This window comes from Stagnihabitans lacustris, assembly GCF_025950525.1.
Lineage (GTDB): Bacteria > Pseudomonadota > Alphaproteobacteria > Rhodobacterales > Rhodobacteraceae > Stagnihabitans.
In genome coordinates, this window is the sequence record NZ_JAPDGS010000003.1 from 436,382 (window position 1) to 455,161 (window position 18,780).

Below are 18,780 nucleotides of genomic sequence, written 5' to 3' on the forward strand. Positions count from 1 at the left end.
ACCACGCTACGCCAAACCCGGAAATTTTCAACGATTCGGCCCCGGCTTCCCGTGAGGCCCGGCCCCTGACCCATGAAGCGTGACATTCCTGCGCGCGCGCGGTATGACTCGCGCGCGAGAAAAGGGGACCTAAATGGCCGAAATGACCGAAAGCTATGGCGCCAGTGCAATCAAGGTTTTGAAAGGCCTCGATGCGGTGCGCAAGCGCCCGGGCATGTATATCGGCGATACGGATGACGGGTCGGGCCTGCATCATATGGTCTATGAGGTCGTGGACAACGGCATCGACGAGGCCTTGGCGGGCCATGCGACCGAAGTTGTCGTCAAGATCCATGCCGACAGCTCGGTTTCGGTGCGTGACAACGGGCGCGGCATCCCGGTCGATATCCACGAAGAAGAGGGCGTTTCGGCCGCCGAGGTCATCATGACCCAGCTTCATGCGGGCGGAAAGTTCAACAACACCGACGAAAGTGGCAACGCCTACAAGGTCTCGGGCGGGTTGCATGGCGTTGGCGTTTCGGTGGTGAACGCGCTGTCGGAATGGCTGGAACTGACCGTCTGGCGCAACGACACCGAATACCGCGCCCGGTTCGAACTTGGCGATTGCGTGGTGCATGTCTATCCCGTCGGGCCTGCCCCTGGGATGAAGGGCACGCAGGTGCGCTTTTTGGCCAGCGCCAAGACCAACCGTCCGGATGGCACCTTCTCCAACCTGGAATACCAGTTCAAGACGCTGGAAACCCGGTTGCGCGAGCTGGCTTTCCTCAATTCCGGCGTGCGGATCATCATCGAAGACGAACGCCCCGCCGAGCCCCTGCGCACCGAGCTGTATTATGACGGCGGCGTCCGGGAGTTCGTGAAATACCTTGACCGGTCAAAGACCTCGATCATGGCCGAGCCGATCTATATCACCGGTGATCGCGGCGGGATTGGTGTCGAGGTCGCGATGTGGTGGAACGACAGCTACCATGAAAACGTCCTGCCCTTTACCAACAACATCCCGCAGCGCGATGGCGGCACCCATATGGCGGGCTTTCGTGGCGCCTTGACGCGCACGATCAACGCCTATGCGCAGTCCTCGGGGATTGCGAAAAAGGAAAAGGTCGATTTCACCGGCGATGACGCGCGCGAAGGCCTGACCTGCGTGCTGTCGGTCAAGGTGCCGGACCCGAAGTTCTCGTCCCAGACCAAGGACAAGCTGGTGTCCTCGGAGGTGCGGCCTGCGGTCGAAAACCTGGTGAACGAAAAGCTGGGCGAGTGGTTCGAAGAGAACCCGCAGCAAGCCCGGATCATCGTCGGCAAGATCATCGAGGCGGCTTTGGCCCGTGAGGCCGCGCGCAAGGCCCGCGACCTGACGCGGCGCAAGACGGCGATGGATGTGAACTTCCTGGCCGGCAAGCTGAAGGATTGCACGGAAAAGGACCCGTCGAAGTCCGAGATTTTCCTGGTTGAGGGTGACTCCGCCGGTGGCTCCGCCCAAACTGGGCGCGACCGCAAGAACCAGGCGATCTTGCCGCTGAAGGGGAAAATCCTGAACGTCGAGCGGGCGCGGTTCGACAAGATGCTGGGAAGCCAGGAGATCGGCAATTTGGTCATGGCGCTTGGCACCGGGATCGGCCGCGACGAGTTCGACATCAAGAAGCTGCGCTACCACAAGGTCGTCATCATGACCGACGCCGATGTGGACGGCGCGCATATCCGGACGCTACTGCTGACGTTTTTCTTCCGCCAGATGCCAGCCTTGATCGAAGGTGGTTACCTCTATATCGCCCAGCCGCCGCTTTACAAAGTCGCGCGCGGCAAGTCCGAGGTTTACCTGAAAGACCAGGCCTCCTTGGACGAATACCTGATCGAACAAGGGGTTGAGGGCGCGGTTCTGCGCCTTGCCTCGGGCGAGGAACTGGCCGGCGCCGACCTGTTGCGCGTGATCGAGGGCGCGCGCGCCTTCCGCCGCGTGCTGGACGCTTTCCCCACGCATTACCCGCGCCCGATCCTGGAGCAGGCGGCTTTGGCGGGCGCTTTTGAACCGGGCAGCGCGGATGCCGACCTGACGCGCGTGGCCGCTTTGGTCGCCACCCGTCTGGATCTGGTCGCGCCCGAGTTCGAAAAGGGCTGGCAGGGGCGCATCACCCAGGACCACGGCATCCGCCTTAGCCGTATCCTGCGTGGCGTCGAAGAGCTTCGGACGCTGGACGGCGCGGTCCTGCGTTCTGGTGAGGCGCGGCGCCTGGCCTCGGTCTCGGCCCCCCACAAGGAGGTCTATTCCGGCGTCGCCCGCCTGGTGCGCAAGGAGCGGGAAAACCTGGTCCATGGGCCGCTGGACCTGTTGAAAGCCATCCTGACCGAAGGCGAAAAGGGCCTGACCCTGCAGCGCTACAAGGGTCTGGGCGAGATGAACCCCGAACAGCTGTGGGAAACCACGCTGGACCCCGATGCGCGGATTCTGCTGCAGGTCAAGGTGGACGATATCGCCGAGGCCGACGACATTTTCACCAAGCTGATGGGCGACGTCGTGGAACCCCGCCGCGAGTTCATCCAGGCCAATGCCCTCAGTGTGGAAAACCTTGACGCATAAGGCCGCGGCGGGGTGAACTCTGCCCTGCGCCAAATCAATGGGGGCCCTCAGGCGACTGGGGGCCTCTTGCGTTACAGCGGCAGGAACCACAGCGCGAGGAAAGCCCCCGCGCCCGCCCGCATCGCATGGGTGATCCCGGGCGGGTTGTAGATGAAGCCGTCCAGGCCGGGGTCGGTCCATGGCATGTCCGTGTTCCACCATTCGCCAGCGGTCAGGGGAATATAGACCTCGGCCGGGGCGTGGCTGTGATCCGGGTAAAGCGTCCCCGGCGCCATGACCGTCGCGCCGATCCACAGGTCGTCCCGCGGCTCCAGCCCTTTTGGCCCCAGGATCACTGCATTGGCATGGGAATCGTAATAGGCTTGGTCCGGCGTGGCCGACCCCCGGCGCGCCCAGGTCAGGCGCGGGGCAAGGGCCGCAAAGGCCAGGGCCAGGTCGGTTTGTGGCGGCGGCAGATGGGCGCAGACGGGCAGGGTCGCAGCCGCTTCGGTTGCGGGTGCGGGGCTTTGCCAGCGGGTGATGACGGTCTGTGCCAGATCCTTGGCCGGGCCCGTGCAACGCGCCAAAGCGGCCTCGGCCAGGGTCAGGAATCGGTCAATCGCCAGATCGCGCATGTTCACCCCAAGCATGGTGACCCCGGATGGATTCGAACCATCGACCTGCCGCTTAGGAGGCGGCCGCTCTATCCCCTGAGCTACGGGGCCCTTAGGCCAGCCTGTGGCTTGTCGCGCAATTTCGGTGTTTTGGCAACGGCTTTGGGGAGGTTCTGTGGTGGGAAGAGAAGGGGGAGTGAATTTTGGCCCACCACTCCCCCGTGCTTCCCCTGCGTCCGGGTTGAGAGCTTGCAGGACGCAGAAGAGAGGCCCGGAACCGAAGTTCCGTTAGCGGTAACATAGCGGCAAATCCTCCTTTGGACAAGCGGGAGATTTGCTTGTAAGCAGGGCAAAAAGGGGGACCCATGGGCTCGGACGATCCACGCCGCACCTTGACCTTGCGCGATGTCTCGGAGGCCTCGGGGGTCTCTGAAATGACGGTCAGCCGCGTGCTGCGCCAGCGCGGCGATGTCTCCGAGGCCACCCGTGAACGCGTGCTGAAGGCCGCGCGGGAACTGGGTTACGTGCCCAACAAGATCGCAGGCGCCTTGGCGTCGCAGCGGGTGAACCTGGTGGGGGTGGTGATCCCCTCCCTGTCGAACATGGTCTTCCCCGAGGTGATGACCGGAATTTCCGCCATTCTGGAGAATACCGGCCTGCAACCGGTTGTCGGCGTTACCAATTACCTGCCCGAGCGTGAGGAAAAGGTTGTCTACGAGATGCTGTCCTGGCGGCCCTCGGGGCTGATCCTGGCGGGGCTGGAACATTCGGCGGCCTCGCGTGCCATGCTGCGTCAGGCGGGCGTGCCCCTGGTCGAGATCATGGACATCGACGGTCAGCCGGTGGATTCGGCGGTGGGGATTTCGCATCGCCGGGCGGGGCGGCAGATGGCCGAGGCGATCGTGGCCTCGGGTTATCGCAACATCGCCTTTCTGGGCACACAGATGCCCAACGACTTCCGCGCGAAAAAGCGGCTGGAGGGCTTTGAAGAGGCCCTGCGGCGCGGCGGCCTGTCCTTGGTCGACCGCGAGTTCTATGACGGCGGCTCGGCTTTGCTGAAGGGGCGCGAGATGACGGCGGCGGTGCTGCGGCGGTCGCCTCAGGTGGATTTCCTGTATTATTCCAATGACATGATCGGGGCGGGCGGGCTTTTGTATTGCCTGGATCAGGGCATCGACGTGCCGGGCCGCGTGGGGCTTGCGGGGTTCAACGGGGTGGAACTTCTGGACGGCTTGCCGCGCAGGTTGGCCACGATGGACGCTTGCCGGCTAGAGATCGGGACCCGCGCGGCGCAGATCATCGCGGGCCGCAATGCCGATCCCGATATCGGGCCCGAGGTGGTGGAATTGTTCCCGACCCTGCAACCGGGCGACACAATCCGCCAGCGGTAGCTTTTGCGGCAGGCCGGCAGTCGCCTGCACAGCTCCCACCCACCCACCCCGCTGCGCAGGCGCCTGCCTTCACGCCAAAAGCTGCGTTCCGTTGTGGCCCTGGATGGTGACGTCCAAAAGCGCGCCCTCGGTCTGATCCGTCGCAAAGGCCACTTCGGTGAACTGCGGCGTGCGGCCAAGGCGGGGCGTTTCCACCAGAACCCGGTGGGTCGCGCCCTGTTGCGAGGCCAAGTGGCGCAGCAAAGCGGCCTCCCCGGCAGCGCGAAGCCTTGCGGCGCGCTCTTTGATCAGCGGACCCTTGACCTGCGGCATCCGGGCGGCGGGCGTGCCCTTGCGCGGCGAATAGGGGAAGACATGCAGGAAGGTCAGCCGGCAATCCTGCACCAGCGCCAGTGTATTCGCGAACATCTCTTCGGTTTCGGTCGGAAAACCGGCGATCAGATCGGCGCCAAAGACCATATCCGGGCGCGCCGAAAGCGTGTCCATGCAGAAGCGGATCGAGTCCTCGCGGGAGTGCCGCCGCTTCATCCGCTTTAGCGTCAGGTTGTCGCCCGCCTGCAGGGACAGATGCAGATGCGGCATCAGCCGGGGTTCGGAGGCAATCGCCTCGATCAGCGCGGGGTCGGCCTCGATCGAGTCGATGGACGAAATCCGCAGCCGTTCGATCGTCGTCAGCCGCAGGATCTTTTGCACGAGGTCGCCCAGATGCGGCGTACCCGGCAGATCAGCGCCCCAAGAGGTCAGGTCGACGCCGGTCAAGACGACCTCACGAAAACCCTTGTCGATCAGGCGCTTGATTTGGTCGATCACCACACCCGCGGGGACAGAACGCGAATTTCCCCGACCAAAGGGGATGATGCAAAAGGTGCAGCGGTGGTCGCAGCCGTTCTGGACCTGAACATAGGCGCGCTGGCGGCCAAAGCCGTCGATCAGATGGCCCGCGGTTTCACGCACCGACATGATGTCGTTGACCTGAACCTTTTCGGTCACACCGATCAGGTCGGGCGCCGCAAGGTCAGCCCAGGTCGAAGCCTGCATCTTTTCATGGTTGCCGACGACGCGCGTCACCTCTGGCATTTCGGCGAATGTCTCGGGTTCGGTCTGCGCGGCGCAGCCCGTCACGATCACCGGCGCCCCGGGGTTTTCCCGCGAAAGCCGCCGGATCTCTTGCTTGGCCTTGCGCACGGCCTCGGCTGTAACAGCGCAGGTGTTGACGATCACCGCGCCTTGCAGGCCCGCAGCCTCGGCCAGTTCCCGCATCGCCTCGGATTCGTAGGCGTTCAGCCGACAGCCCAGGGTGGCGAAAATCGGAACACTCATAGCGCGGCCAGAAATGCGGGAGACAGCATCCCGTCAAAGACCCGCGCCACCGGACCGGTCATCCAGACGCCGTCTTGGCGCCAGTCGATCTCTAGCACACCGCCGTCCAGCTGCAGCGTCACCCGCCGCCCGGTCAGCCCGCGCAGATGCGCCGCCACCGCCGTGGCACAGGCGCCCGAACCGCAAGCCAGCGTCACGCCGGCCCCCCGCTCCCAGACCCGCATCCGCAGGTGGTCGGGACCGATGACCGAGGCAAATTCCACATTGGTCTTGTGCGGAAACAGCGGGTCATGTTCGATCTTGGGGCCCAGGTCGCGCAGGGGCACCGCCTCGGCATCGGGGACGAAAAAGACGCAATGCGGGTTGCCCATGCCGACCGCCACCGGATCGCCGGGCAGGGGCAGATGCATGACATCGACGCGGTGGGCCAGCGGCACCTGGTCCCAGTCGCGCTGTGGATGGCCCATGTTGACCGAGACGCGGCCGTCCTCGCGCCGGGCCTGCAGGCGGCCGCGGGCGGTGATCAGCTCGACCTGATCGCGGCCCAGATCCGCCATCACCAAATCACTGACGCAGCGCGTGGCATTGCCGCAGGCGCCCGCCATGGTCCCGTCGTTGTTCCAGAAATCCAAAGCGAAATCAGCGTCCTGGCTGGAGCGGATCTCGGCCAGCTGGTCGAATCCGACGCCGCGGTTGCGGTCGCCCAAAGCGCGGGCCAAGGCAGGCGTCACCACCGCTTCGCGCCCGCGCGAATCGATCACCACGAAATCATTTCCCGCCCCATGCATCTTGATGAAGGGCAGGCCCCTGGTCGCATTTCTGTCCATTGCGCCCCTATAACCCCTTGCAAGGGATTCGGCCAGAGCATGACAGTTTTGTGGGAGTGCCCCCTTGACCCTGCCTGCCGCCCGTCCTAAACGGCCCCCACACCGCATGGGGCCGTTAGCTCAGTTGGTAGAGCAGCTGACTCTTAATCAGCTTGTCGGCGGTTCGAACCCGCCACGGCTCACCATGCGGTGTGAAATCCCCCAAAATCCCCTGCCCGGCAATCCGCGTCCTTTGGGGCGTCTCTGTCAGAGGCTTTGTTAATTTTCCTGTCGAATTCGTTCGGAAATCGGGTTGACCTTGGCCGCAGCCTGTCATAGTCACCGCCTCGTGAGGGCCGGTAGCTCAGTTGGTAGAGCAACTGACTTTTAATCAGTAGGTCTCGGGTTCGGATCCCGACCGGCTCACCATTAAATACAAGGGCCTGGGTGGCAACACCCAGGCCCTTCGTTTTTGCGCGTGAGCCACTGGCGAGCATGGTTTTCAGGGCATATTGGGCGCAGCGCCGCACGCCCGTGACGTTTTATATGCCGCCATGGCCCGCAGACGGGCGCGAATCACAAAGCTCTGCATGTCCAGATCGTGCAGATCTGGCGCCAAAGCTGCGACGGCAAGGGGCCCGGTTTCCGCATCCGGCTTGGGCAGGACGATGGGAGAACCTTTTGCCGTGCCACACGGATTTCACGCATCCGTGCGGGACATGCCGGAGGTTTCCGCGCCAACGCGTGCCGGCCTATGGATCTGACGTCTCTGTCCCTGGGGCAGTGCCCTGTAACATGCTGGGATCACTTGCCGTTACCACGCTCCGCCGCCCTGGCCCTTTGACTTTTGTGCTGCCTTTTCTGGCAGCCGGCACTTCGCTTTCCAGGACCAGCGAGGGCGGCGCCTCGCAAGACAGCCGTCCCATGGCGGTCTCCGTTGCTTCGGCCTCTGCAGGGGCGGCAGGCTGCGGCGTGCCTTTGGGATTGGTGGCGTGCCTTTGTGGCACAGGGGATGCCACGGCCCAACCGGCGGGGACTTTACCCTGTGCAACAAGGGCTGCCACCGCAGATTGGGGCAGCAACTGCCCCAGGGACACAAGGGCCAGGGTCAAGGCCTGTCGGGCTTCGAAGCCTTTGGCTTTCTTCGCCATGGCCTGCAGATTTTGCAGGTCCTCGGTCCAAGCCGCGATGTCTGGCTCTTGACCCGAGCTGACGCGCAGGGCGTGATGGGCACCGGTCGCCACTGCCATCAGCTCGACCATGGCCCCATGGTCCAAGGGCAGTGCGTCCAAGGCTTCGTGGCATAATGGATCCTGCCAGGCAATGAAGTGAGGGGCAGGCCTGCGCGCCGCGCAGCTGGCATTGAAATAGGGCCGCGTTGCCGGCCGCCATGGGGCTGTTTCCCCCTGGGGGAGCAGCCCTTGCTTTTCTGCCATGCGGACCATGGGTATCCAGGCGGCCATCGAGGTGCCGGCAATCTTGACGCGCAAGTCTGCCTCGCTGGAAAGAAGGGCTGTCATCTCTTCCCATAGACCGCTGGCGCGGCCCAGGCTTGCCACCTCGGGGGTGGATTTGCCCGCTGGCCAGTCCGCGCCGAGCGCCCAGCACCATAGCCGCCTTGCTTGCAGATGGGCTGTTTCGACGCGGTGGTTGTCTTTCCAAGCCGACCAAACCGCTTGGACATCGGCTGACGCCAGATGAAAGGGGATATGCATACGCTCCGCGGCAGAGCACAGCAGCCGGAAACTGCGTTCGGACAGGGCTTCAAAACGCGCTCCCTCGAAGGACAGCCACACCTGGCCCGCTTCGGCCACCCTGGGCGGCAAGATCACTTCCGCCAGCAGAAAGCCATCATCTGCCGGTTCAAGGTCCGGGGCAAAGCTCAGAGAGCATCTGACGGCCTCGTGGTCGGGTGCTGCCCAGACCAGACGTCCGGGGGCCACGCGAAGCTCGCCCTTGCCGCACCAGGCAAGCCACTCCAGAAAGGTCAGCACAAAGAGATGTCGCGCCATCGCGGCCCCCGTTCAGAAAAAGATGTCTTCGGCTGCCGCCGTCGGACGCCCGGGCGCGATGGTCGTCACGACCCCCTGAGGCAGCCTGTTGAACGGGGCTTCCATCGGACCTTCCAGGTGACTCAGGAAAAGGTTCTCGAAGGTGCGCGTGACCCCGACGTAACACACCCGGTCCTGGAATGGCTCTAGGTGCGGCACGGCCTTGGTCGGCTCACGGCGCAAGGTCGGCAGGAAGACATTCTTGAAATCCAGGCCTTTCGCGCTGTGCATCGTCATCAGATAGACATGGGCGCCGCGTTCGCCATGCCGCAAGGTCCCGACCCTGTTGCCGTAGTAACTCAGAGGCACACCCGCCGCAGCCATGGAGTCATTCATGCCGATGTAACGCTCGGTCAGGTTTCCGGGATGATCCGTCGGAAGCTCTATCGCCTTGGTTCGGAACAAAGTCTCGTAGAACGCGCGCAGATCGCGATGATGGTGAAAAAGCACCGCCGAGGGCTTTCCCGCCCGCGCTCTTTGCTGCGCCTCGTTTGCGACCCAGGCAACTTCGTCCTCGATCTTGTCAAACACGACGTCGCGGATCTGGGCATCCGTCGTGTTGACCGCCTCGGCCTCGACCACATTGCGGGCCGAGGGGTTGATCGCCAGTGCCACTTCTTTCAGCGATGGGGTCAGGCGGAAAACTTCCCTCAGTTCATGCACGACAGGGGCAAAGCAGTTCTGCATCTCGGTCCGATTGGCGGCTTCACCATAGATCGTCTGTTCATAGTCACCGGCAAGCACCACGCGGCGCGCCCGCCCGCGAATCTTGTCCAGCCAGTCTTGCTGCAAGTCCTGCGCCTCGTCGACAAAGACGATGTCTGCCGAATGGTTCCCATACATGAAACCATGGACCGTCGAGAACTGGATGCAGTTCAGGTGAGCTTCGCGTAGACCGGATCCCGCCAGCGCCTCGCGTGCCATGCCGACCAGCGCATGGGTGTAGCTGAGGAAGGCAAAGCGCGCCGTCTGCCTGTCGGCGATCAGCCGTTCCAGGACATGGGTCAGGACCACAGATTTGCCACTGCCTGCAAAGCCGCAGATGAAGTGGTTGGCCGTGTCGATCTGCCGGGTGACAGCCTCGACCACAGAGAGTTGCGTTTGGCTGAGGTGGCCTTGGGGGATATACCAACCCATCGTCAGGTTCCTTGAAGGGGAGGCCGTGCAAGACCGGCAAGGTTATCTTCGCTATAGGCGGCCGATGTCGATCGAGGCGAGGCCAAGGTTCTTGCACGGGCCTCCGCCTCGCGTGCCAGATCGGTCTGGCCCAAATCGCGCGACACAGTCGTCAGGATACGGCAACCGCTTTCGTCGATCCTGTGACTGTTCAGGCGTTTGCCCAGTTTTTCAGCCAGAGCTTCCAGCATCAGGGTGCCTTCGGGTTTCCCATCTGCCTGCAAAAGGCGGCCTAGCGACAGAAGGGCCGAGGAATAGTCGGGATCGTGGCGCAAGGCTTCCCGCAACAAGGCTTCCTTCTCGGCCCTGTTTGTCACATCCAGAGCGAGGTTATAGGCGGAGGCCGCCGAGGGCTCGCGCTCATAGGCCTTGCGCGCCCAAAGTTCCGAGAGGGCGTCTTTTCCGGCCATGGCGTAGTTATAGGTGATCGCGACGGCAAAGTTCCGCGATGGCTCCATCTGCTCGGCCTTCTGGAACAACTCTGCCGCAAGCCGGTGGTCGCCCGCGCTTTGTGCCGCGTTGGCATAGGCGATCACCGACGAAACCGGCAGCCGACGGCCGTGCTTCAACAGCGCCTGGTTGAACTCTTGCTTGGCCTTCAAGAGTTGCGCTTCGATTTCGCTGAGGGGGCGGTTTGCCATCGGATCCAGCAGCACACTCTTGGCGATCTGGTCGCCAACCCTTGCCTCGATTTGCAACAGCTTGTCGCGTGAGATGCGGGCGGCAATGGAAATGCGGGTGTCGCGCCGGAAGCCAGACGCCTCGGGCGCATCAATGACCAGCACGCCCAGGAGCTTGTCAGGCGACGACACGCAGATCGGGATTTCGATGCGTTTTTGGCCATCCTCAAGGACGATCAGGTCCTCGCTGAAGATCTCGCCGCTGGGCAAGGGGGTCGATGACGGCAGGATGGTTTTGAAATCACCACCGCGCGCCAGCGCCAAGATCGGTTCGGAGGTGATCGGCTGAATGAAGTCAAAGCCGCAGCCGTGGAACCAATAGGAATGCAGGGCTGCCCCTTTCGAGACATGACTCCGCAAATCCTTTGGCACGATGGCTTCGACCCCAGAGCCAAGCGCCGTCATGATGCAATGGCGGACGATGGTGTTTTCGCTGCTGCCCCCGATGAAAAGCACGGCGTCAAGGTCGTCGGCCGCAAGCCCGGACTTCTCCAACGCGTCCTGAACCGGGGCGAAGACATGGGGGGTCCGATCATCGGTCGGCAGGGGAAAGCGGGTGAAGGGCTCCAGCGCATTGGCAAGGTCGATCAGGGTGGCCCCCGGCTTCGGCACCTGGAATTCGTCTTCGCCGATCCGGAATGGCTCGATGTCCAATGCCGTTACCCGCAGGTCCGTCGCCTGACGCAAAGCCGCGATGGTCTGGATGTTCTTGTCGCGGGCATGCTCCAACAGGCGGATCTTCAAAAGCTCTGCCGTCGGTTGCAGGCGTGGCAAAATACGCTCTTCGATGTCGCGTTCCGAGGGGACCGCCGGGCTGGAGGCCTCCAGCAATTGCGGCAACAAGACCTTTCGGGCGATGGCCAGGTCGATATCGTCGCCGCCCAGTGCCGTGAACCGCGAAATCGCAAGGTTGCGCGATTCGAGCCCCTCTGGCCGCCGCTCCAGTTTCAGGGCGGAGACATCGCAAGTGCCCGCGCCAAAGTCGAAGACGATGACATTGACGGGGCGGTCTTGCAGAAGCGTCAAGAGCTTGGCATCGGACTTCCCCTGCGCGGCCTCGAACAGATAGGACAGAAAGGCCGCGTTCGGTTCGTCGATCAGGGCCACGTGGGTCGAGACGATGCCAGCCTCGCGCAAGGCGACTTCAAGGTCCTTGCGCTGGTTTGCCTCGAAAGAGGCCGGCACCGAGACGCACCATTCCGCCGTTTTGGGCAGGCTGGCCGCCTCGATCGCCTTTTGGGTGCCAAGCTTGATGAAACGGAAGAACATCGCGGCCGCATCTTGCGCTGATTCGATCTTGTTGCCGGATTTCAGCACACCGCTGCGCAGGGCCGTTTCCGGGTAGGTGGGGCCGATGTCGACACCCAGCCGCATCTTGAAAGAGGAAAACACATTGCGTCCGTCGTGCAGCAGGGACCTTTGCCGATAGGCCTCGCGCCCAAAGATCAGGCGGTCGCCGACATAGGCGATGACAGTGTTGACCAGGTGGTGACGGGTCGTGACGCCATATTGGTCGGGCTGTTCGATCACCAAGGCGGCAACCTCTTCGCCAACCGCCCCCATCGAAACCGCGCTGACGACCGTGGTTGACGTGCCGAAGTCCATCCCGAGGTAGGTGCGCCTTGCAAGAGACTTTTCGTCCAGCAGCGGTCGCGGGTGCCGAAGGACCGCAAGCCCACTGCCGGACGATGGTGGTGCAGCCGGTTGCCGAACTGTGGCCCGCGCCGCCATCTCCTTGGCCGCCTGACGCATTTGGTCTGGCAGAGCGGAGGAGGGGTCGATGCAGCCAATGAATGCGGCGCTGGTTTGCAGGTCGCCGATCTCCACCGCGACGGGGACCCCATCGGCCGGTGCATGGGCGTGCCGATTCCGTATGGCTTTCATCTCTTGCAGCAAAGGGGGCCAAGCGGCGGGCGCCCGCTTTTTGAGGATCATCTCATCGCGGCTTGCCAAGGCCACCCGGATCAGCGCTGCAAGGTCCAATTGTCCCAGTGACGCTTCCCCGGCCTTCTGCATCCGCTGGGACTGATAGGGGTTCAGTTGATCAAGAACATAAAGTTTCCACCAGCGGGGTCCGCCGATGTCAGGCAGGGTCCTGGAAAGGAACGCCGCCAAAGCAACACCGATTTCTTTTTGAAAGGCCGACCAATTGTTCAAGTAAAATGCCTCGGACTGTCTGCATGGGGAATGCCGGATGGGATTTCACCCAACCTCCGGGATCGACTTGATCCGAGGAATGCGACCCTGTCGTGTCGACAGAAGGGAAGCCCTGTGGCGTCCGATCATGCGCAGTCCCGGGGCGGGCAATAAATTTTCATCACCGTCAAACTATGGAGTGACCCTTTATGCCATCGGGCGTCAAGGCTCGCCCATATCAGTCCAGCCCCCATTTCGTCCGATGCTGGGCAAGATAGAGGGCTCGTCCCTCCGACATTGGCAGCGCGCGGGCCTCAGTGATGCGTGCCTCAAGGGCAAGGCGCGCGCTCTTTGTCAGCGCGTTGGCGTAGAGCACCTGCCCTTGGGCGGAATAGCCCACCAGCCCACGGTCGAAAGCCGCATCCCACAAGGCCGACAGAAGTATCCCGTTCTCCGGGTCCAGCCGCTCGGCCGTCGTCGTGCAATCCGCCCAGGCCTTGATGTGGCTGGCCCGCAGAAGGGCCGAGTCGGTGATCCCTGTCATCGGGCAGGCAGGCCCCCAGCGGCTGACCAGACGGGCGCGGAAGATATCCTGTCCGATCCTTTGCACCACCAGGCGCTCGGCCTCGGTCGTCTGAGGCAGACCCGCAACCCGCGCATCAAAGGCCGCCGAAGCATCGAAGGGCAGGGTCTTCATCAGGCCGTGAAGCTTGAACAACAGCGCGGTCAAGTCGCCCGCGCCTGTGATCGTCAGCGACCCGCCCTTGGCCCCGATCGCCTCGGCCGCCGCAAGATGGTCAAGCCGCAGCGAAAACAGGCCCGCCGCCCCCGTCAGCCAGATCGTCCCCTCGGCCACAGGGGCGCGGAACCCCATCGGCTCCCCGCCCAGTTCCACGGTAAAGCCGGTGTCCAGCGCCGCCTTCTGGCAGGCCATCGCGTGGTAAACATCAATCATTCTGTCCAGCAATCCCAGTCAACGGTGAGTCGCACGCAGTTTGACACGCCGTCATCCCACAGAGCGCCATTTGCCATCCTGCGCCCTTTCACCGTGAAAGCCGCCTCAATCCTTCAAGAAGACGCAGGAATTGCCGAAGCGTCTCCAGTTCGGTTTCCTCCAGTTGGTCAGGGTGGAAATGCAGCACGCTATTGCGCAACTCCCGCACCGAATCCAATCCTTCGCAAAACGTCTTGCGACAGGCATTGAACTTCAACTTGTCCCAGTTCTCCGGCTTTTCCAGAACGCGCTTGTATTCACCGAATGTCATTTGTGAGGCGTCGGTCAACTGCTCCTTTCTTTCGGCGTCGCCATCAAAACAAGCATCCCGCAGTGTCGGGGTGTCAAAAGTTTCCATTAATATCAGGCGGATGTGGTGTTCGATCTGTCCTATCAACAAGAACGGCTCGGATAGCTCCTGGAACCGCTCACTCAGGTCGGTCGCTGTGACGATTCCGACAATCTTCTTGTCCTTGGCGCGGACGAAGACATAGTCGGATTTGATGATCTTCGGCGTAACCTCTGCAAGATCGTCGTCCTGGTAAACCTCGATCGGCTTCTGATCCATGACCTCGGACACAAGTTCGGGACGCTTTCCCTGGCTGATCCGGCTGCCGATTGTTTTCCAGCTGATCACACCCCTGAGGTCGCGCTCTTTCTCGATCACGGGCAGCTGTGAAAAATCATAAGACATCATCAGAGTGATGGCCTTTGCGATTGTGTCGCTTGGTGCCACCGAGACCACCTTGCGGTTCGCGGCCGCCAGCATTCGGACCAAATGCTTTTGTCCTTTATCCTGGATATCGTCGATCGCCGAGGCTGCGACGGAACTCGTGGCCTTCGCCGGAGGGATAACCTTCTTGAACACGATCTCGGCATCAATCCACGCCGTCCCAAAGTAAGGGTCGGTGCAAAGCCCGGCTTTCGCAAGCTCCGCCTTGATCCGCGACACCACATTGTCGCGACGCCGTTTGGCGTCGAACCAGCTCAACAGAACCCTGACCGTGCGTGTCGGTTCAACATTCTTGTCGACCTCGGCGATGATTTCCCGAAACCCTTTTGGGACGGTATGTGCGTTCATTGTCACAACTCCAGTTTTGCAAATGATCCATCCGACACCATCCGGTCCCAGGCGGCCAGGACCAGTCTTTGGGTGCGGTATTCGCCGTGGTGGCGGGTCTCTTTTTCCTTCAGGACGCGGAAGGTTTCGGAGGGGTAGTCGGGGCCCATGACCTCGGCGGGGTCGAGGATATAGGCCAGGTCCTGACGGGCCAGCCCATAGGCGCGGGCGAAGAAGGCGTCGAGCTCGGCGCGCAGATTTGCCCTATTGGCCTCGTCCCAGGCGAAGGGCGGGCCGTCATAGCCCAGGTCGCGGGCAAAGGGCGCCAGCGCGTGGGAGGTATAGGTGAGCCGCAACACCCGGGGGGTGAGGAAAGCCAACCGCTCGGGCGTGTAGAAGCTGGGGGGCAGGATGGGGAGTTGTGCCATCATGAAAACGGCCAGGGTCGTCGCGCTGACCTTCTGGCGGGCGAGGTAGTCAACCACAAGCGAGTTCAGGCAAGCGGTGAAGGCCGCCTGAACCTGCGGTGCCGCCGGAAGAAAAAACAGCCGGATCTTGTGGTTCACCGCAACATCGGGAACCAATGAGGCAATCAGGGTGCGTTCGTCAGTTGCGCGGGCAATGTCTCGCCATCCGGTGAGCCATTTCCGCCGCCATCCCATCGATTCCGCGCGGGCGTCCCGCAAGGCGGCGTCGATCCAATAACGGGGCGGGGGCTCGAAATCGGGTGAGGCCTTTTTCAGGACATCGAATTCGACCATCTCGCCGGACTCGTCATATCCTGCCCAACGGTGGTCGAATTGGTGCGCCATCTTCGCTTCGAAAAGGGGAAGCCAGGTTTCAAGCGGCGGGGCCTCGTAGGGTGCGTGATCCTCACGCACCCACCCGCGCACCCAATTGGCACCTTCGCGGGCAAAACCCTCGGCCTGCAACTGCGTGGCGGTGCGGAACAAGTGGCTGCTGTCCGCCATGTCGAACATTTTCGTCATGTAGGTGAAACCCCACGGATTCCCCGCCTCGCCCTTGGATTCTTCGATCAGGACCGGGGCGGCCTCGTAGATCTGGGCGGTCAGTTCGGCGTCCTTGCGGCTGCGGAAGACCGGGGCGGTTTTCGTGTTGGGGTTCAGGCGGGCGATGGCGCCGGGGGTCAGGGTAAAGTTCCGCTCGGGCTCGGCCAGTTGGGCGGGGTCGGTCAGGAAAAAGGCAAAGCGCGCCGTGCCCTCGTCCTGGCCAAGGGTCAGAAGCGAGAATTTCATGCGGCTGTCGACGGCGGGGAAAAGGCCGGCGCGGTTCTCGAAATCGACCAGCCGGGCCAGGCGGCGCTTGGCGACCAGATGGGCAAAGAAGGGCGCGGTCGTGGCATCGGTGGCGATGCCGGTGGGCACGATGACCCCGGCGCGGCCCTGGGGTCCGGTCATGCGGGCAAAGTGTTCGGCAAACAGCGCATAGGTGTTGACGTCGCCCCGGCCGGTCAGGGGGAAGCGGCCGCCGACGGGGCGGGTGGTGACCTTGCGGTCGCGGCCCACGAATTCCTCGACCTCGGGCGTGCGGGCAAAGGCGGAGGTCGCCTCGGCGATGCGCTTGGCGGTGACGAATTCGGCGTGAAGCGCGCGGTCGGGGCTGCCCTCGGGGGCCAGGGCCAGGGCCTTGATCAGCGTCTCACGCGCGGCCTTGTTTGCGGCGCCCGCGATGGCCGGAGAGCGGGTGGCAAAGAATTCCTGCTCTTGCAGCTTGATCCGCTCCCATGGCGGGTTGCCCAGGACGGCATCGAAGCCGCCATTTGCGAAGACGTCGGGGAATTCCAGCGGCCAGTGGAAGGCGCGGGCGGTGCGGGCGATCGAGGCCTGGCCCAGAAGCGGGCCCCAGACGGCGCCGTTGTCCAGCGCCTGCCAGAGGTCCTCCGAGGTGGGGACCAGGCGGGCGCCGCGTGAGGGCGGCGGGCCGCCGGTCTTGGGCAGAAGATAGGCCGCGACGTAAAGGTCGCAGGCGGTCTCATATTTGTGGAAGGTCGGGTCGGCGCGCAGTTGGGCATAGCGGCGGGACTTGGCCTCGACTTCCTCGACGGTGTCTTCGGTCAGGTTGCGAAAGCCGGTGTATTCGGTGGCGAGGGGGCGGGTGGCGGGCAGGCGGCGGGAGGCGCCCAGAAGGTCGCCCTGGCCGTCCTTGGCATCGCGATTGGCCTTGGCGTAGTATTTGGCGGTGGGTTTGTCGTCGCCGGCAAGGGGGGCATAGGCCTCGTCGGGGATGCCCAGTTGCAGGACGTTCAGGTCAAAGACGCCCAGCAGCGCGTCGCCGCAGCGGATCTGGGCGTCGAAATAGCCAAGCGGTTTGCCGGGATCGACGGTCTCGATCCAGAGGGCGACCTTGGTGAGTTCGACCGCCATGGGGTTGCGGTCGACGCCGTGCAGGCAGGCGCGGGCGGCATCGCGAAGGGCGTGGCGGAAGTCGGCGGCGGAGGGGGTGCCCCCGGCGCGGTAGCGGGCAAGGCGGGTGGCGATGCGGCGGGCGGCGGCCAGCAGGAAGTGGCCCGAGCCCACGGCGGGGTCGATGACGCGGAGGTCCAGCAGGGCTTTCTCGGGGTCGGGCTTGGCAAAGCAGGCGTCGAGGACAGGGTTCAGTGCGGTGTCCAACAGGGCCTGGACCAGGCTGTCGGGCGTGTAATAGCTGCCGGTGGTCTTGCGCTGGTTGCCCCGGGTCTCGGCGGCTTCGGTGGCAAAGGTCAGGCGGGCGCCGTCCAGCTGCGGTTGCAGTTCAAGGAGGGATTCGTAGACCGAGCCCAGCTCCTCGGTCTGCATGGCGCGCCAGTTGACGGGGACCATGGCATTGCCGTCTGAGAGCCAGGAGAGCTTCCACAGGGCGTGCAGATAGGCGCGGTTTTGCAGTTTGGCGCCGCGCAGGTGGTGTTCGGCGAGGGGGGAGAAGAGGCCGCCCAAAGCGGTAAGGCCAAGGCGGGGTTCGCCGCGCGTGAGGGCGCGGAAGGCGATCTGGGTGGTCTCATAGCGGTCGGTGTGGCGGTCCCAGGCGGCGCGGCGGGTGGCAAGCTTGCGCAGGCGGGTGAGGGAGTAGCCTTGAAGGTAAAGGTCGCGGGCGTCTTGGGGGGTGGCTTCGGCGTGCAGCAGGTCGCGGTCCTCGGCCACCATGACGAAGATCAGGCGGTAGACCAGGCGCAGGAGCTCGTTGAACCAGTCGGTGAGGGGGATCTTGCCCGATAGGACATCGGCGCGCAGCTGGGGATTGGCATCGAGGAAGCCGGTGCCGAGCAGTTTCAGCGCCTCTTCGACCTGGCCCGCCAGGCGGTTGCGGGCGGTTTCGCCGGCCCTTGTGCCCTCGTCGCGCCAGCGTTCCAGGGCGCAGTCGGGGGCGGGGGTTTGGGCTGCGCCAAAACGGGAGCGGTGGATCAACAGCCAAAGCGCGGTGAAGGAGGCGATGTCTTCGGTCGTGAAGATCTGGCGGAGGTCGGCTTCGACATAGGCGGGACGGGTCAACGAGGCATTGTCGCGCATCAGCCGCAGGGTATGGCCGTTGGAGGCGAGGCCCCAAAGCGCCTCGTCATGGGCGTTCAGCTGGTCCTGGACGGCGAAGGCGGCAGAGCGGGGGCGGTCTTCGGACAGCCAGGGGGAGCGTTTGTCGAGCGCGTCCGAGGGGGGGACGACGGCCAGGGGGACGCGGCCCTCTCCGGCGGTCAAGGCCAGCGGGAAGGCGGCAGGGGTCAGGTCGTGGAAGCCGAAGGCCTCGGAGAGCAGGCCTTTCAGGAAGCGGGTTGTGGCCTCGGGCGCGGGCAGGGACAGTTTCGCGAAGTCGTCGAAATGGGCCTGGCCGATGCGGAAAGCGAGGGAGATTTCCTCACGGATCGTCAAGCCCTTGCGCAGGCCGTAGCTTTCGGCGCGCGCGCTTGCGGTTTCGGGGTCGGTGATCTCGGCCAGCATCGCGGGGGCGATGAGGTTGCCTTCGAGGGTCAGGGAGGGCCAGACGATGGCGGAAGAGGGTTTGCGGGCCAT

At 63.7% G+C, this 18,780-nt stretch carries 11 protein-coding genes and 3 tRNA genes; 4 read left to right on the top strand and 10 right to left on the bottom strand.

All coding sequences use genetic code 11. The features are described from left to right. The first annotated feature begins 133 nt into the window (after positions 1-133). A complete protein-coding gene (gyrB, locus tag NX862_RS10645) occupies positions 134-2,575 on the top strand; it encodes a DNA topoisomerase (ATP-hydrolyzing) subunit B (protein ID WP_264493886.1) in 2,442 nt (813 codons plus the stop codon). Positions 2,576-2,646: 71 nt separating this feature from the next. Here gyrB and NX862_RS10650 read toward each other — a convergent pair whose 3' ends face one another. Further along, the gene (locus tag NX862_RS10650; protein ID WP_264493887.1) at positions 2,647-3,204 is read right to left on the bottom strand and encodes a dimethylsulfonioproprionate lyase family protein; all 558 of its coding nucleotides are present in this window, start codon (positions 3,202-3,204) and stop codon (positions 2,647-2,649) included. Next, positions 3,204-3,279, bottom strand: a tRNA-Arg gene (locus NX862_RS10655). Before NX862_RS10655 ends, NX862_RS10650 begins: the two co-directional genes overlap by 1 nt. A gap of 254 nt (positions 3,280-3,533) precedes the next feature. Here NX862_RS10655 and NX862_RS10660 point away from each other — a divergent pair. After that, positions 3,534-4,559, top strand: coding sequence for a LacI family DNA-binding transcriptional regulator (locus tag NX862_RS10660; RefSeq protein WP_264493888.1), 1,026 nt, complete (start codon positions 3,534-3,536; stop codon positions 4,557-4,559). Between the two features lie 69 nt (positions 4,560-4,628). On the opposite strand, the gene mtaB is transcribed toward NX862_RS10660, so the two are convergent. Both mtaB and dapF read right to left on the bottom strand, forming a co-directional pair. Next, positions 4,629-5,879, bottom strand: a complete 1,251-nt coding sequence (mtaB, locus tag NX862_RS10665; RefSeq protein ID WP_264493889.1) for a tRNA (N(6)-L-threonylcarbamoyladenosine(37)-C(2))-methylthiotransferase MtaB — start codon at positions 5,877-5,879, stop codon at positions 4,629-4,631. After that, positions 5,876-6,706: a diaminopimelate epimerase gene (dapF, locus tag NX862_RS10670; protein WP_264493890.1), complete on the bottom strand. Its 831-nt coding sequence runs from the start codon at positions 6,704-6,706 to the stop codon at positions 5,876-5,878. Before dapF ends, mtaB begins: the two co-directional genes overlap by 4 nt. Positions 6,707-6,815: 109 nt before the next feature. Here dapF and NX862_RS10675 point away from each other — a divergent pair. Next, positions 6,816-6,891 (top strand) — tRNA-Lys (locus NX862_RS10675). A 147-nt stretch (positions 6,892-7,038) separates the two neighbouring features. After that, positions 7,039-7,114, top strand: a tRNA-Lys gene (locus tag NX862_RS10680). Positions 7,115-7,437: 323 nt separating this feature from the next. On the opposite strand, the gene NX862_RS10685 is transcribed toward NX862_RS10680, so the two are convergent. From NX862_RS10685 to NX862_RS10710, 6 genes are all read right to left on the bottom strand, one after another. Further along, complete coding sequence (locus NX862_RS10685) at positions 7,438-8,697, bottom strand: hypothetical protein (RefSeq protein ID WP_264493891.1); 1,260 nt, start codon at positions 8,695-8,697, stop codon at positions 7,438-7,440. Between the two features lie 12 nt (positions 8,698-8,709). Further along, on the bottom strand, positions 8,710-9,873 hold the full coding sequence (locus NX862_RS10690; RefSeq protein ID WP_264493892.1) for a DNA/RNA helicase domain-containing protein: 1,164 nt from the start codon (positions 9,871-9,873) through the stop codon (positions 8,710-8,712). A 2-nt stretch (positions 9,874-9,875) separates the two neighbouring features. Beyond that, a complete protein-coding gene (locus NX862_RS10695; RefSeq protein ID WP_264493893.1) occupies positions 9,876-12,197 on the bottom strand; it encodes an Hsp70 family protein in 2,322 nt (773 codons plus the stop codon). Between the two features lie 769 nt (positions 12,198-12,966). Beyond that, positions 12,967-13,683, bottom strand: a complete 717-nt coding sequence (locus tag NX862_RS10700; RefSeq protein ID WP_264493894.1) for an HNH endonuclease — start codon at positions 13,681-13,683, stop codon at positions 12,967-12,969. Positions 13,684-13,771: 88 nt separating this feature from the next. Beyond that, positions 13,772-14,803: a CBS domain-containing anti-phage protein gene (locus NX862_RS10705; RefSeq protein ID WP_264493895.1), complete on the bottom strand. Its 1,032-nt coding sequence runs from the start codon at positions 14,801-14,803 to the stop codon at positions 13,772-13,774. 2 nt (positions 14,804-14,805) lie between these two features. Beyond that, entirely contained in the window at positions 14,806-18,780 is a 3,975-nt protein-coding gene (locus tag NX862_RS10710; protein ID WP_264493896.1) for an Eco57I restriction-modification methylase domain-containing protein, read from the bottom strand.

What these genes read in the sequence shown, in the direction of transcription:
- NX862_RS10695 (WP_264493893.1), bottom strand. Translation starts at nt 12,197, where the DNA reads ATGGACTTCGGCACGTCAACCACGGTCGTCAGCGCGGTTTCGATGGGG.
- NX862_RS10690 (WP_264493892.1), bottom strand. Translation starts at nt 9,873, where the DNA reads ATGGGTTGGTATATCCCCCAAGGCCACCTCAGCCAAACGCAACTCTCT.
- NX862_RS10685 (WP_264493891.1), bottom strand. Translation starts at nt 8,697, where the DNA reads ATGGCGCGACATCTCTTTGTGCTGACCTTTCTGGAGTGGCTTGCCTGG.
- NX862_RS10660 (WP_264493888.1), top strand. Translation starts at nt 3,534, where the DNA reads ATGGGCTCGGACGATCCACGCCGCACCTTGACCTTGCGCGATGTCTCG.
- mtaB (WP_264493889.1), bottom strand. Translation starts at nt 5,879, where the DNA reads ATGAGTGTTCCGATTTTCGCCACCCTGGGCTGTCGGCTGAACGCCTAC.
- NX862_RS10705 (WP_264493895.1), bottom strand. Translation starts at nt 14,803, where the DNA reads ATGAACGCACATACCGTCCCAAAAGGGTTTCGGGAAATCATCGCCGAG.
- NX862_RS10700 (WP_264493894.1), bottom strand. Translation starts at nt 13,683, where the DNA reads ATGATTGATGTTTACCACGCGATGGCCTGCCAGAAGGCGGCGCTGGAC.
- NX862_RS10650 (WP_264493887.1), bottom strand. Translation starts at nt 3,204, where the DNA reads ATGCTTGGGGTGAACATGCGCGATCTGGCGATTGACCGATTCCTGACC.
- dapF (WP_264493890.1), bottom strand. Translation starts at nt 6,706, where the DNA reads ATGGACAGAAATGCGACCAGGGGCCTGCCCTTCATCAAGATGCATGGG.
- NX862_RS10710 (WP_264493896.1), bottom strand. Translation starts at nt 18,780, where the DNA reads ATGGCCCGCAAACCCTCTTCCGCCATCGTCTGGCCCTCCCTGACCCTC.
- gyrB (WP_264493886.1), top strand. Translation starts at nt 134, where the DNA reads ATGGCCGAAATGACCGAAAGCTATGGCGCCAGTGCAATCAAGGTTTTG.